General features: G+C 59.6%; 13 protein-coding genes and 1 pseudogene. 5 read left to right on the top strand and 9 right to left on the bottom strand.

The window, feature by feature from the left end; genetic code table 11:
• Positions 1-194: 194 nt before the first annotated feature.
• The 9 genes and pseudogenes from MESAU_RS32360 to MESAU_RS04700 all read right to left on the bottom strand — a co-directional run.
• Positions 195-272: pseudogene (locus MESAU_RS32360) on the bottom strand (hypothetical protein); the annotation flags it as partial.
• Positions 239-1,360, bottom strand: coding sequence for a GlxA family transcriptional regulator (locus MESAU_RS04735; RefSeq protein WP_015314916.1), 1,122 nt, complete (start codon positions 1,358-1,360; stop codon positions 239-241). The pseudogene MESAU_RS32360 and the gene MESAU_RS04735, both read right to left, overlap by 34 nt.
• A 152-nt stretch (positions 1,361-1,512) precedes the next feature.
• Entirely contained in the window at positions 1,513-1,980 is a 468-nt protein-coding gene (locus MESAU_RS32355) for an NUDIX domain-containing protein (RefSeq protein WP_015314915.1), read from the bottom strand.
• A 15-nt stretch (positions 1,981-1,995) separates the two neighbouring features.
• Entirely contained in the window at positions 1,996-2,841 is an 846-nt protein-coding gene (gene fghA / locus MESAU_RS04725; RefSeq protein ID WP_015314914.1) for an S-formylglutathione hydrolase, read from the bottom strand.
• A 202-nt stretch (positions 2,842-3,043) separates the two neighbouring features.
• On the bottom strand, positions 3,044-4,171 hold the full coding sequence (locus MESAU_RS04720; protein WP_015314913.1) for an S-(hydroxymethyl)glutathione dehydrogenase/class III alcohol dehydrogenase: 1,128 nt from the start codon (positions 4,169-4,171) through the stop codon (positions 3,044-3,046).
• A gap of 56 nt (positions 4,172-4,227) precedes the next feature.
• Positions 4,228-4,875: a glutathione S-transferase family protein gene (locus MESAU_RS04715; protein ID WP_015314912.1), complete on the bottom strand. Its 648-nt coding sequence runs from the start codon at positions 4,873-4,875 to the stop codon at positions 4,228-4,230.
• 9 nt (positions 4,876-4,884) lie between these two features.
• Positions 4,885-6,651, bottom strand: a complete 1,767-nt coding sequence (locus tag MESAU_RS04710) for a Rieske 2Fe-2S domain-containing protein (protein WP_015314911.1) — start codon at positions 6,649-6,651, stop codon at positions 4,885-4,887.
• A gap of 21 nt (positions 6,652-6,672) precedes the next feature.
• Positions 6,673-7,569, bottom strand: coding sequence for an aromatic ring-hydroxylating oxygenase subunit alpha (locus tag MESAU_RS04705; RefSeq protein ID WP_015314910.1), 897 nt, complete (start codon positions 7,567-7,569; stop codon positions 6,673-6,675).
• A 27-nt stretch (positions 7,570-7,596) separates the two neighbouring features.
• Complete coding sequence (locus MESAU_RS04700; RefSeq protein ID WP_041163629.1) at positions 7,597-8,463, bottom strand: aromatic ring-hydroxylating dioxygenase subunit alpha; 867 nt, start codon at positions 8,461-8,463, stop codon at positions 7,597-7,599.
• Between the two features lie 221 nt (positions 8,464-8,684).
• Between MESAU_RS04700 and MESAU_RS04695 the strand changes: the two genes are divergently transcribed.
• The 5 genes from MESAU_RS04695 (at position 8,685) to MESAU_RS04675 (ending at position 14,226) form a co-directional block, all read left to right on the top strand.
• Positions 8,685-9,458 (top strand): GntR family transcriptional regulator, encoded by a 774-nt coding sequence (locus MESAU_RS04695; RefSeq protein ID WP_015314908.1) that lies wholly within the window; start codon positions 8,685-8,687, stop codon positions 9,456-9,458.
• A 63-nt stretch (positions 9,459-9,521) separates the two neighbouring features.
• A complete protein-coding gene (locus tag MESAU_RS04690; protein WP_015314907.1) occupies positions 9,522-10,607 on the top strand; it encodes a BMP family ABC transporter substrate-binding protein in 1,086 nt (361 codons plus the stop codon).
• A 100-nt stretch (positions 10,608-10,707) separates the two neighbouring features.
• Complete coding sequence (locus MESAU_RS04685; protein ID WP_015314906.1) at positions 10,708-12,255, top strand: ABC transporter ATP-binding protein; 1,548 nt, start codon at positions 10,708-10,710, stop codon at positions 12,253-12,255.
• Positions 12,239-13,306 carry an ABC transporter permease gene (locus MESAU_RS04680; protein WP_015314905.1) on the top strand — a complete coding sequence of 356 codons (1,068 nt, stop codon included), beginning with the start codon at positions 12,239-12,241 and terminating at the stop codon, positions 13,304-13,306. The genes MESAU_RS04685 and MESAU_RS04680 overlap by 17 nt, the downstream gene beginning before the upstream one ends.
• Positions 13,306-14,226: an ABC transporter permease gene (locus tag MESAU_RS04675; protein ID WP_015314904.1), complete on the top strand. Its 921-nt coding sequence runs from the start codon at positions 13,306-13,308 to the stop codon at positions 14,224-14,226. Before MESAU_RS04680 ends, MESAU_RS04675 begins: the two co-directional genes overlap by 1 nt.
• Positions 14,227-14,462: the final 236 nt, after the last annotated feature.

Below are 14,462 nucleotides of genomic sequence, written 5' to 3'. Positions count from 1 at the left end.
ATAGCACTCTCCTGTTTTCTCACGGAAAACTCGGATTGCCGCTGAAACAAGAATGCCGGAACGATGCATCTACGTTATGGTCTAGGCCATTTATGAGAATGAGGAATAGGCAAAAGTTGCTGCTGATATAACCACACGATGCCTAGGCCACCGCACTACCCAGCAACTTGCCCGCATCGGCGGGATAAGCGGACTTACCGAGGCGTAACGAGTGAAGGCTTCGGTTCAATATTCTGCTTCAGCTGGAAGAGATTTGAGGGATCGATGCGGCTTTTAAGCGCCGCAAGGCGGTTGTATTTTTCTGCGCGATAGGCGCCATAAGAGACATTCTTACCGGTAGCAAGCGCGATTGGTGCGGCGCGCGTCCATAGGTATCTCGATATGCTTTGGAGAAATGCGAAGCCGAGACAAAACCACAAGCCATCGCAATTTCAACAATCGGTAGACGAGAACTGGTGAGTAACAAGTTTGCGCGCTCCAATCGAAGCTCCAAGTAATACCGATTCGGCGTACATCCCAATTCCCGCCTGAATAGCCGTTCCAGCTGGCGGCGTGACAGCCCTGCGGACGCCGCGAGCTTCTCCACCTGCACGGGCTGGTCAATGGTTGACTCCATCAAATCGATGGCCTTGATCACCGCCTTATGGTTCAGCCGGACACGCGAGTGATTGGGCAGACGTTGTCGGTCGCCGGCCGAGCGGACGCGACATGCGACTGCCTTTTGGCAAATATGACTCACAACCAAGCTTCCGTAGTCGCTTTCAACCAGACTAAGGAACATGTCAAACGGCGCGTCCCCTCCAGGACAAGTGTGCAGGTCGCCATCGTGCTCGAACGTCGTCTGGACGGCTAAGACACCCGGGAATCGTTCGGCGAACACGGGAAATTGCTCCCAATGAACGGAGCAACGCCGCCCCTGTGCGAGCCCGGCGCGCGCCAGCACGACGGTCCCACCACCTATTCCTGCCAAGCATCCACGGCGGCTGCAGCTCTCTCTTAGCCAAGCATCGAGCTGCTTGTTTGGATCTGGCGTGGCATGGCCGCTGCCCACAACGACGACGGCAATCGAACTTGAGCAGCGGGTCCTGTTACGTTCGAACGGAAGTGAGGTGTCCGCACTGACAAACAGGCCGCAGTTGGAAGCAACAGGCTCGCCATCATTCGATATGACCCGCCAGCTGTATGCGTCCTGCCCGATTACCTCGTTCGCCAGCCTTAGGACCTCCAGCGCGGACGAGAACGCCTGGAGGGAGAAGTCGGGCAAGAGATAAAATCTAAATACGCGACTTGTGGCTGCAGGCTCAGCAAAACTAGCATCTCCTTGGTAAGGCTGAACTCTCGCGATAGTCTGGACGCTCATGACATGTTCTGCCGCACTGCTTTAGTGAAATCTGTCCAAGCCCTTGCCGGACGACCATTGCGTCGTCCGACCCCTCCGATTCAGACTTCGCGGGGGGGTCACCGCCAGCTGAGAGGCAAATGCGCTCGATCCTCGACAAGCACAAGGTGTCGCTATTGACCGCCATTTTCGGTGCGAGATTGGGCGTCCGCCAGGATACAGTTCCTGCTTTCTATAGCGTCGATGGTTGCCGCTGTGAGCAGCGTCGGAAGCGCTGATCGCTTGAACCAGCCAAACTCGCACATCGCCATTGTGTCGAAGATCTTCGGCTCGCCGGAGACAATCGTCGCAGAATAGATAACGGAAAACCTGCTCACATCGGTGACTTGATCTATTTCGTCTGAAACCGCCACTATACGATGTGGCCAGATCAATAGGCCAAGCGTTTGATGAAGTACCCTGACAATGGCTAGAACGGCCGGCTCCATCCGCCCGACTGACCCACTTGGGAGTCCCCACCGAGCCGCATCGGCGCCCTTTCCCCGCCGGGTCAACAGGATACGATTCTGATTGTCTGTAATTAGCGCCACGCACCATAAGCGTGCCTGACATTCGCTGGCGAGGGATTCTGGTTGTGTCATCCTGGCCTCTGGTCTTCATGAACACCGTTCGGCATGCCACCTCAGATGATCGTCCATGAAGGTCGAGATGAAATTGTAGGAATGGTCGTAGCCGTCGCGCATGCGCATTGTGAGCGAGATGCTCGCCTCTTTGCAGGCTTCTTCTAGCAACCACGGACAAAGACCGTCTTGTAGGAAGTCGTCAGCGCTGCCCTGGTCGACGAGGAACTCCCGGAAGCGCTTACCGTCCTCGATCAGAAGCGTCGCGTCATAGGCGCGCCAGTTTTTCTCGTCAGGTCCGAGATATTTCTCGAAGGCCAGGCGCGACCAGCCGGCCGTCGTGGGTTGCACGATCGGCGCGAATGCCGAACAGCTCTTGAACCGGTCGGGGTTCTTTAGCGCGATCGTCAGCGCGCCATGGCCGCCCATCGAATGGCCGAAGATGGACTGGCGCGACATATCGACCGGAAAATTGGCAGCGACAAGTGCCGGCAATTCGTCGACGACATAGGAATACATGCGATAGTTCTTCGCATAGGGCTGCTCGGTCGCGTCGACATAGAAGCCGGCGCCGTAGCCGAACTGCCAATTGTCCTTCTCGTCCGGAACATCGACGCCGCGCGGGCTGGTGTCGGGGCAGACGATGGCCAGACCCAGCTCGGCGGCCAGACGGCGATACTCGCCCTTGTCCATGACGTTGGCATGCGTGCAGGTCAGTCCCGACAGGTACCACAGAACCGGCACTCGGCCGTCCTTGGCCTGGGGCGGCACGAAGACAGCGAAAGTCATGTCGCAGGCGCAGACCTCGGATACGTGCGAATAGACGCCCTGGATACCGCCATATGACTTGGCAGTGGAGATGATTTTCAAAGACTGTGACATGTACGTCCTCTCCGGCACTGAAACACGGCAACACGGTCGCTGTCCAAGGCATCGGGCATCCCATCTCTCCGGGATGCGGCCAGATTTGATCGACCGGCGACGCGAGCATTCCGGAATGCCCGTGCCGCCGGTCTCACGCCGATGCTGGGGAGGCAGTAGTTTGGGAACACAGGCCTTCAGCACGGCGTATGGCTGAAACCGATCAGTAAACCACCACGCTGCGGATGCTCTCACCGGCATGCATGAGGTCAAAACCCCTGTTGATGTCCTCGAGCTTCAGCGTGTGGGTGATCATCGGATCGATCTGGATCTTGCCGTCCATGTACCAGTCGACGATCTTCGGCACGTCGGTGCGGCCGCGCGCGCCGCCAAAGGCGGTGCCCATCCAGGTGCGGCCGGTGACCAGCTGGAACGGCCGTGTCGAGATCTCCTGGCCGGCGCCGGCAACGCCGATGACGACCGACTTGCCCCAGCCGCGATGCGAGGCTTCCAGCGCCTGGCGCATCACCTTCGTGTTGCCGGTGCAGTCGAACGTGTAGTCGGCGCCGCCTATCTGGTCGGCGCCGCGCTTGGTCATGTTGACGAGGTGTGGCACGACATCGCCGTCGATCTCCTTCGGATTGACGAAATGCGTCATGCCGAACTTTCCGCCCCAGGCCTTCTTGTCGTTGTTCAGGTCAACGCCGATGATCATGTCGGCGCCGGCAAGCCGCAGCCCCTGGATGACATTCAGGCCGATGCCGCCAAGGCCGAACACCACGGCTGTCGCGCCGATCTCGACCTTGGCCGTGTTGATGACCGCACCGATGCCGGTGGTGACGCCGCAGCCGATGTAGCAGATCTTGTCGAAGGGCGCGTCTGGATTGACCTTGGCCAGCGCGATCTCGGGCAGCACGGTGAAGTTGGAGAAGGTCGAGCAGCCCATGTAGTGGAAGATCTTGTCCTTGCCGATCGAGAAGCGCGACGAGCCGTCGGGCATCAGGCCCTGGCCCTGCGTGGCGCGGATCGCCGTGCACAGATTGGTCTTGCGCGACAGGCAGGACGGGCACTGCCGGCATTCGGGCGTGTAGAGCGGGATGACATGGTCGCCCTTCTTGAGCGAGGTGACGCCCTTGCCGACATCGACGACGACTCCGGCACCTTCATGGCCGAGGATGGCCGGAAACAGGCCTTCGGGATCGGCGCCCGACAGCGTGAACTCGTCGGTGTGGCAGATGCCCGTCGCCTTGATCTCGACCAGCACCTCGCCTTCGCGCGGACCCTCGAGGTCGACCTCCATGATCTCAAGCGGCTTTCCGGCGGCGACAGCGACTGCGGCGCGGGTTTTCATTCTTTTTTCTCCCAATGTCTCGCCGGTCCACACCCGGCTGGATTATCTTGACGTGCTTAAGCTGCCTTGGCCGGTCCGGCAGGGAACACGCCCGACATCACGATGAAACCTTTGATGCGTTTTACGCGATCGCACCAGCGACGGATCGCGGGGTAATCCTGACGCGGAATGCCCCCGTCCTCCGACAGCATGATATAGGGAAAGCACGCGATATCGGCGATCGTCGGATGCGCGCCTGAGCAGATCCACTCGCGGCCTTCCTGTTCGCCGAACCAGAGATGCTCGTCGAGTACGCGGAACAGCCTGTGCGCGCCTGCTCGGGCGGCGTCGATGTCGAAGTCGTAGAATAGCGCATCGTGCAGGCGGGCGGCGGACGCCGTCGAGGTGATGCCGTCGGCGAAAGCCAACCACTGGCTGATCTCGCCAAGAAGGGCCGGGTTGTCCCTCGGATACCATTTGCCCGACGGATCGTATTTCGACGCGAGATAGACGAGGATGGCCTGGGCATCGCGCAGGATCATCCCGTCGTCGTCGATGACCGGCAACTGGCCGAGCGGGTTGAGCTTCAGGAACGCCTCTGACTTGTGCTCGCGACCGGGATAGAAGTCGATCGGCACCGTCTTGTAGTCGACGCCGAGGAAGCTCATCAGGAGCCGCAATTTGTAGCAGTTGCCAGACAGTTCGTAGTCGTAAAGCGAGATCATTGGCGGCTCCTAGATATCCAGAACGAGTCGGGCCGACTTGGCGCGCGAGACGCAGGTCATTATCTTCGTCCCGGACTTGCGCTCGTCGTCGTTGAGATACACGTCCTGATGGTCCGGCTCACCTTCGATTACAGTGGCTATGCAGGTGCCGCAGGCGCCTTGCTCGCAGGAGGATGGCACGTCGATACCGCTCTCGCGCATGACCTGCAGGATGGTTTTCCCGGCCGGCACCTGGAGCGTGACACAGGACCGCGCCAGCGCCACCTCGAAACTCGAACTGTCGTCGATCTTGTTGGTGTTCTTGAAATACTCGAAATGCACAGCACTGTCGGGCCAACCCTGCTCCGCCGCGATATTGCGCGCGGCCTCCAGCATCGGACCGGGACCGCAAATGTAGAGATGCATGCCGTCCCGGTAGCCAGTGAGGATCTGGCGAAGCTCGGCGCCAGTCTGATCGGGTGAGAGCCCGAGATGCGGCTTCAGCGCATCGCCGAGCCGCTTCAGCCGATCGGCGAAAGCAAGATGCTCTTGCCCTTGCGCGAAGTAGTGAAGCTCATGCGTCAAATCCTGGTTCTTCAGCGCCTGCGCCATGGCCAGCAGCGGTGTGATGCCGATGCCGCCGGCAACAAAAAGCGTCTTGATCGCATCGCGGCGCAGCGGGAAGTTGTTGCGTGGCTCTGAAATCGCCAGCACATCGCCTTCACGCACGGCCTCGTGCATGCATTTCGAGCCGCCCTTCGAATCCCTTTCCAGTTTGACGCCGATGGTGAAACCATCGGTTTCGCCGGGACCGTTGGTGATCGAATATTGTCGGACCTCGCCATTGGGCATGTGAACGTCGATATGCGCCCCAGGCTGGAACGTCGGCAGGATGCCCTTGATCGGGCGAAGTTCAAAGGCGGCGATCCCGTCAGCGGTCTGCCATTTCCGCGCCACCGTGACGCGCAGCGCCGCCTTGCGACCATGCGTCGTCAACTCCGGCATCTCGGCGAGTTCGGCCGACACTCGTTCGTAAATGGGCTCGAGCGGCGCGGGCGCGATCGACTTTGCCGCCTCGCGCTCCACCGCATCACGCAACTTACCAAGCCGCTCGTTGTGATGGCGCAGAATGGCGATGCGCGTCGCTCCCTCGCTTTCTCCGTCGAGCACGCCGCGAATGACCGAGCGGTTGGAATCGACGGGTTGAACGAAGAAGACGCCATGCGTCTCCTCGCTACCGTCACTCGAGCGCAGCGCCACGGCAAAATCCTGCTCGGCTTCCACGACGATCTCGGCACTGTCACCCTCGAGGGCCTCACTGGGTTGGAAACGATAGGCCCTCAGCGTTTCCACGACCTTGTCGGCAGGCGCATTGACCGGAATGCCGCGCAAGGCGAGCAACTTGCCCTCCGACAGCCAAGTGACATCTGGAACTTCCCCTTGCGGCTCCTCCGAGGACCAGACAAGCCCATAACGCTCCACGGCCGGGAAGGTGCGGTTGGTGATGGTGCGGGCCGGTGCGTCGGCGGGATGCGCCGGAATATAGGTACAGCCGGCGGTGCGATTCGAATAGCGCCAGCCATGGTACTGGCACTTCAGTTCATGCCCGTCATTGATACCGATCGACAGCCTTACGCCACGGTGCAGGCAGCGGTTCTCCCAGATGTTGACGTAACCGTCATCGGCGCGCCAGACAGCAAATTCCCGGCCAAGCAACTGGCCATGGAAAACGTGGCGGTGGGGCAAATCATGGGAAGCGGCAATTGGGTGCCACCGGTTCCTGGCTTCTTGCAACATTCGTCGTCTCCAAAAATCTTGTCAGGCCGCGACCGGGATGACGCCGTAGGTGACGCCCTTCTGGCTAAGCCAACGCCGATAGGCGATGGCCGACTTGTCGGCCCGGATCGGTGTTTCAGCGCGCGGGTCCAGCGGCAGGCGCTTTGGCACCTGGTTCTCAAGGATCGGCTTGTCCTGGCCGAATATCGTCTGCTGGAACCGCTTGATTATTTTGTCCTCATTGTTTTTGTCGAGGACACTCATGAGCATGTGTGCACGTACATGCTCCTGATCCGTCGCTTGCATGAAAACCGCAATCACATCTAGCCGGCTCATGTCGACTGGGCTCGATTTGTACAGAACTGAGCAATAAGGATGCGGCACGCGATAGATATACTCTACATCCGCGCCGCCAGAGGAAGCAGTAGAGGCCATAGGCTGGTAGAAGCGGCAACGCGTAGCCAGGATCTCGTCGCGCTCGACCGAGATCTCCACGTCATATTCTTTGACCTCGGTATGGGGTTCCGCGCCGAGGATGTCCGTGTGGACATACGGGAAGTGCCCCATATCCAAAAAATTCTCGATTGCACGCGGCGCTGAGACATGGACGCCAACTGTTGCAGCGTTCATATTGCGACGGTCAGGCTCAGCATATTCTGGAATGGAGAAAAGGTTCGGAGGCGGAGATCCGAGCGAAGTCCAGACGTAACCATATGCGCTTCTCGCAGGAAGCCTATCGGCAGGCGAAACCTGATCGGCACGAAGCAAATCACGCCGATAACGCCAGACCACCGCTTGACCGTCGGACCCGACCTCGAACCTCAGACGCTCCTCAAGCAATACAGTGTCCTGAACGCCGCCAGACAAAATTTCGGCGATGGCGCCAATAGGGTGCCAGAGATCGAGGATCGCCCGATCTGAACATCTTGATAAGGACATTCTCATCTTCCTGTATGAAATGGGCCGTTAGGCGTTCGCGGGAATGGCGCCGTATGTAATCGACCGGTCGCGAAGCCACCGGCGGTATGAAACCGACACGGCATCGGCACGGATCGGCGTTTCGGCGCGGGGATCGAGAGGCAGGCGCTTGGGAACCTGATTTTCAAGGATGGGCTTATCCTGCCCGAAAATCAGCTGTGTAAAGGCTCGAACGGTACCCACGTCTACACCTTCTTTAACGTAGCAGAGGAAGGGATGGGCGACGCAGTTCTCTTCATCTACCGGTTGAACAAAAAGAACTATAACGTCGCGACGATTAGTAACTACCGAATTAGTTTTATAGAGCGCCACCGTGTAAGGGCGGAACACCTTGTAGGTATATTCAACAATAAATCCACCTTTAGCGGTTGGGAAAGACACAGGCTGATAGAATTTGCATTCCGTTGCAACCAGTTCATCTTCTGCCGTAAGTTCGACTTTATATGGCGTTACTTCGGTGTGGGGCTCTTCACCCAAAAATCCGGTATGCAAAAATGGAAAATGGGCCATGTCCAGAAAATTTTCGACTGCGCGCAGTCCTGATACCCTCACAGCAATCGAGCCCGCAGTAACGAGATGTCGATCTGGTTCAATCGCCTCTGGGATGAACAGGATCTCTCGCTCCGGTGTTCCAAGGCACGCCCAAATGTATCCGTACCGCTGCGCGGAGTGCACCAGTCCTCCGGTGTCGTTGCGGACTACCTCGAAGCCGCCTCGAACTTGCCGACGTATGGTGATGTCGACGCCTAAAAGCCGCGCATCGAAATCGTCGAGGCCAAGCAGGTTTGACTGATCTGCAACCACGTGCCAGTCGTTGCGAAGTCTACAATCACCAGACATGACCACCACCTCCATCATGCCCCACTTTAGAGCATATCGACAATCAACTCTCACCGTATTGGATACCAATTTCTTTTTTTTGCAACCCATATTGAATTTTTTTTTTTGCCAGTCATACTGAAATGCGTTGCCAAAGTGCCGTGAGCCGACGACCCCCTCGCGTGGAGATGAAGTGCGGCTGTCAGTTTCTGCGACGTATCCGCACACAAAGTGCATGACATACAGGAGAGGCTAACATGCCGAGCCAGTCACACAAGATCGCGGAGATTTTGATCCGTGCGATTATGGATCATCGCTTGGTAGCGGGATGTAAGCTTGGTGAACGTGAGCTTGCAGAGATATTTCAGTGCAGTCGCATTGTTATACGGCAGGCATTGATCAGGCTCAGCGACGATAGCCTCGTCCATATGGAGCGTAACCGGGGTGCCTTCGTCGCCCGTCCGTCAATGCAGGACGCGCTAGAGATCTATGACGCCCTGAGTTTGGTCGAACAGGGTGTGGCTGCTCAGCTGAGCGAGCGCCTTGGGCCCGCCGGTTGGACGGAGCTTCGCCAACAGATCGAGCGGCAGCGTCAAGCGACTGACGAGGGCAATCATGCTTTGGCAGACGTATTAGGTCAGGAATTTCATACGCTGCTTCTACGCTTGAGTAGAAACAGAGTCATGCAGGAGATTCATGCCCAACTTTTGCGGCGAACGACGTTGATACGTTCGTTGGTCACAGCTGACTGGGACTATTGCAATCTGTTGGACGATCACTCGCGTTTGGTCGACTTGCTGGAAAAGGGACGCCTCAAGCAGGCCATGGAATTGACCGATGCGCACTATAGGGCTGTGATCCGGGGATACGTTATGGATCGGCAGGTGTTTCCTGAATTGAGTCTGACAGAGGCTCTCCGGCCCTATGTTTCCGGAGAAAGCGCAGCAACCGCTAAGCCCTCTGAATCAACGCCGTCTGACAAAAATACTGTGGTCACACAATTGCGGCCGCACGTTCACACACGAAAATGACTTCGGGGAGATCCGCGCAAGCAACGATCTCGTAGCAAGCCAAAAAGAAGGGGAAGCGCTGAAATGTTTGGAATGAACAGGAGGCAGGTTCTAAAATACACCGGCGCCGCACTAGGCGTTAGTGCTTTTGCCAAAACTTCTTTCGCGACCGAGCCATTGAAAATTGGAGTCGTCTACGTAGATACCAAAGCTGAAATTGGCTGGACAAAGCAACATTCGCTCGCCGTCGATGCGCTGAAGAATCAGTTTGGCGACATGGTCGCCATAACGGTGATAGACAACATCTTCATGCCGCAGGACGCCGAGCGTATCTTTCGAGAGCTCGCCAGCGGCGGCAATAAGCTGATATTCGGCACAAGTTTTTCGCATGGAACGCCGATGCAGAAAGTGGCGCCCCGTTTCCCCCAAGTCGCATTCGAGCATTGTTCCGGCATTGTACACTTAGCCAATCTCGGTACATTCGAAGCGAAATATTACGAAGGTACGTTCGTAGCGGGAGCTGCCGCCGGCTATATGTCGAAGGCAGGCAAGATCGGTTTTATTGGCGGCTTTCCCATCCCGGACGTAGTTGGCATGGCCAACGCGCTGCTGCTCGGCGCGCAGAGCGTCAATGCCGATGCCACCTGCAATGCCATCTTCCTCAATTCCTGGTTCGATCCTGGCAAGGAAAAGGAAGCCGCCAAGACGCTGCTTTCACAAGGTTGTGACGTTATATGCTCGACAACCGGAACAGCGACCGGAGTGCAAGTCGCCGGCGATAGTGAGGCGTGGTCGATCGGCTACGCCAGTGACATGGCGAAGTTCGGCTCCGGCAAGCAGCTGACGTCGTTCGTGTTCGACTGGACGAGCGACTATGTCGGCGCCGCCAAGGCCGTCACCGCGGGCACCTGGAAGCCGGAAGTGCGCTGGGACGGGCTGGCGGCCGGCGTCGTGAAGATGGCACCTTATAATGACGGCATACCCGACGACACCAAGGCCAAGCTGAAGCAGCTCGAGGCCGATATCGGCAGCGGCAAGGTTCACCCCTACACCGGCGAACTGAAGGACCAGGACGGCAACGTCAGGGTTGCCGCCGGTTCGGTTCTGGCCGACGACGGCATTCGCGGCATTAACTGGTTCGTCAAGGGAATGATCGGCAGGTTGAGCTGATCGTCCAACAAAGAGCCAGCAGGCGCCGAAGCGGAATGCTTCGGCGCTAGCCAGCCTGCGCTCCGTCCAACCTCGCTTCACGCCACGGCAGGACCCGCCAATGCATCCGCGTCTAGAATTGCGCAACATCTGCAAGCGCTATCCCGGCGTCGTCGCCAATGACGACGTTTCGCTGTCGATCCAACCCGGCGAGATCCACGCTGTGCTCGGCGAGAACGGGGCCGGCAAATCCACGCTGATGAAGATCATCTATGGCGCGGCGCAGGCCGATTCCGGGGAAATCCTTAGCGACGGCAATCCGATCGTCGCCCACAATCCGGCGGTATCGCGCGCACTCGGCATCGAGATGGTCTACCAGCATTTCGCGCTGTTTGAATCGGTGTCGGTGGTCGAGAACATTGCCCTGTCGACAAGCAGCGCCTTTCACCTTCCCACGCTCGCCGAAAAGATCCGCGACCTCTCCCTGCGTTACGGCACGCCCATCGATCCGCATCGCCAGGTGCACGATTTGTCGGTCGGCGAGCGCCAGCGCGTGGAAATCGTGCGTTGCTTGCTGCAGGCGCCAAAACTACTGATCCTCGATGAACCGACTTCGGTGCTGACACCGCAGGCCGTGGTCAAGTTGTTCGAGACGCTCCGGCAACTGGCCGCCGAGGGCTGCAGCATCGTCTATATCAGCCACAAGCTCGACGAGGTGCAGGAGCTCTGCGACACCGCCACCGTGCTGCGCAACGGCAAGGTCACCGGCACCGCCCGCCCGAAGGAGACGACATCGCTGGAGCTCGCCCGCATGATGGTCGGCTCCAAGCTGCCTGAAATACGCGTCAGCCCGCCGGTCCCGAGCGACAAGCCAGTGCTTGAGGTCAAAGGCCTATCGGTCAAGGCCCGGGACCATTTCGGCGTCGACCTCAAGGACGTTTCATTCAATGTGCATGGCGGGGAGATCGTCGGCCTTGCCGGTGTTTCCGGAAATGGTCAGGCCGAGCTAATCGCCTTGCTCAGCGGCGAACGCACCCATGAGCGCGCCGATGCGATCAGGATTTGCGGAACCGACGCCGCCCGCCTGCGCCCCCAGGAACGCCGCAAGCTCGGCGTCGCCTTCGTTCCCGAAGAACGGCTTGGGCGCGGTGCGGTGCCATCGCACACGCTGTGGGAGAATGCCGTATTGACGGCGCACCGCTTCGGCACGGTGCGCAAGGGGCTGGTTGATCGCCGCAAGGCAAAGGCTTTCGCCACAGGCATTATCGACAGGTTCAAGGTCAAGGCCAATGGAGCCCAATCGACCGCGCAAAGCCTGTCGGGCGGCAATCTGCAGAAATTCATCGTCGGGCGCGAGATCGCGCTCACGCCAAAGCTCTTCCTGGTGTCGCAGCCGACCTGGGGTGTCGATGTCGGCGCGTCCGCCTTCATCCGCCAGACGATCATCGATCTCAGTCGCGCTGGTGCAGCCGTATTCGTCGTTTCCGAGGAACTCGACGAGTTGTTCGAGATCTGCGACCGGCTGCTGGTCATCTGCCAAGGAAAGGTGTCTCCGCCGCTGATCCGCACGACCGCCGACCGCGAGGAGATCGGGCTTTTGATGACCGGCCAAGGCATGGGCGAAGGCGTATCGGCGAACAGGGGTGGCAGCGTTGCATTTCAGGATTGAACAAAGACCGGAGCCTTCCGCGCCGATGCGCGTTGCCGCGCCGATCCTGGCGACGGCGCTCACGGTCATCGTCGGCTCGATCTTCTTCGCCTCTCTCGGGCATGATCCGCTGGCCACGCTCTATGCGTTCTTTGTCGAGCCGCTCAGCTCGATGAACGGACTGTCGGAATGGCTGCTAAAGGCCTCGCCGTTGATCCTCATCGCTTGCGGGCTGGCGGTCGGTTTCCGCGCCAACGTCTGGAACATCGGCGCCGAGGGCCAGTTCACGATGGGTGCCATTGCCGCCAGCGGCGTCGGGCTGTTCTGGCCGAACCCGGAGAGCGTGCTGCTTTTGCCTCTGATGTTCCTGGCCGGCATGGGCGCCGGCATGGCATGGGCGGCAATCCCCGCATTCCTGCGCGCCCGCATGAACACCAACGAAATCCTCGTCACCTTGATGATGACCTATATCGCCACTCTGTTCCTGTCCTATCTCGTGCATGGACCGTGGCGCGATCCGGCTGGGTTCAACTATCCGCAGACGGCCATGCTGCCCACCGCCGCGCTGCTGCAATCCTTTGATCCCGCCTACCGGCTCAATTCCTCGATCTTCATCACCGTGGTCGCCGTCATCGTGATGTGGCTGTTCACCGACCGCAGCTTCCTCGGCTACAAGATGTCGGTGAGCGGCGCGGCCCCTCTCGCCGCGCGTTATGCGGGGTTCCGCGAGTCGGCGGCGGTCTGGATCGGTCTGCTGGCCGGCGGCGCGGCAGCCGGGATCGCCGGCATGGCGGAAGCGGCCGGACCGCTCGGCCAGCTCTCGCCTCAGATATCGCCGGGTTATGGTTTCGCGGCCATCATCGTTGCCTTCATCGGCCGGCTGAACGCGTTCGGCATCGTGCTCGGCGGGCTGCTGATGTCGCTTCTGTTTCTCGGCGGCGAAGGCGTACAGATGACGCTGGGCCTGCCATCGGCGCTGACGCGGATCTTCCAGGGCATCCTGCTGTTCTTCCTGCTCGCCGCCGACTTCTTCATTTTCTATCGCATTCGCCTGGTCCGGGAGAAAGCCTGATGGATCTTTTCATTGCCATCTTCACCGGCACCATCATTGCCGCGACGCCCTTGATCTTCGCGGCGCTCGGCGAACTCGTGGTGGAGAAATCCGGCGTTCTCAATCTCGGCATCGAAGGCATGATGCTGATGGGGGCAGCCCTTGCATTCTGGGCGGTCACAGCGGGCTTTTCCATGCCTGTCGCGATCATGGCCGGCGCGCTGGCGGGTGCCGCCGCGTCCCTGCTGTTCGGCGTTCTGGCACTGACCTTCCTGACCAACCAATATGCCGCCGGCCTGGCGCTGGCTATCTTCGGCTCAGGTGTTTCGGCCTTCCTCGGGCGCGGTTTCGGCAGCGATCCGATCGAGGCATTGCATCGTGTCGACATGCCCTTCCTGTCCGATTTGCCGGTGGTTGGTCCGCTGCTGTTCCGCTTCGACCCGATGGTTTATCTGGCGTTGCTGATGTTCGTCGCCATCAGCTGGTTTCTCTACCGGACCAAGGCTGGTCTGATCCTGCGCACCATCGGCGAGTCGCCCCAGACGTCGCATGCGATCGGCTATCCAGTGATCAGGATCCGCTACATGGCCGTGCTGTTCGGCGGGCTGATGGCCGGTCTGGCGGGCGCCTATCTGTCAGTCGCCTACACACCGCTCTGGGTCGAGAACATGACCGCCGGCAAGGGCTGGATCGCGCTGGCGCTGGTGGTTTTCGCCACATGGCGGCCGCTGCGCATCCTGCTTGGCGCCTGGCTGTTCGGCGGCATGACGATCCTCCAGTTGCAGGGACAGGCGCTCGGGCTGGAAGTGCCGTCCGAGCTGCTATCGGCGCTGCCCTATCTGGCCACCATCATTGTGCTGGTGCTTATCTCACGGAACCGCCAGATGCTGGCGCTGCATTTCCCTGCCTCGCTTGCCAAGCCCTTCCGCCCGGCCAGCTGAGCGGGGAACTATTCCCTGATCTAGGGAATGCCGAGCGCCACTGGTCCATGGGTGCGCGAGCGCAGGCCGACAAGCAGCACCATCTAGGCCACACAGAGATCGCCACAATGATACGGGGCGACATCCGGTTGCCGGCGATGATGGCCACCCCGACCAGGCAAGCGCGCTCAGCTACGAGATCCGATGCCGCAGGATCGGCCGCCCGGCCTCGATGACCTTGGCTTCGTAGACGAACC

This window comes from Mesorhizobium australicum WSM2073 (genome assembly GCF_000230995.2).
In the GTDB taxonomy this organism is placed as follows: Bacteria; Pseudomonadota; Alphaproteobacteria; order Rhizobiales; family Rhizobiaceae; genus Mesorhizobium; species Mesorhizobium australicum.
This window is presented reverse-complemented; position numbering and strand designations above follow the sequence as displayed.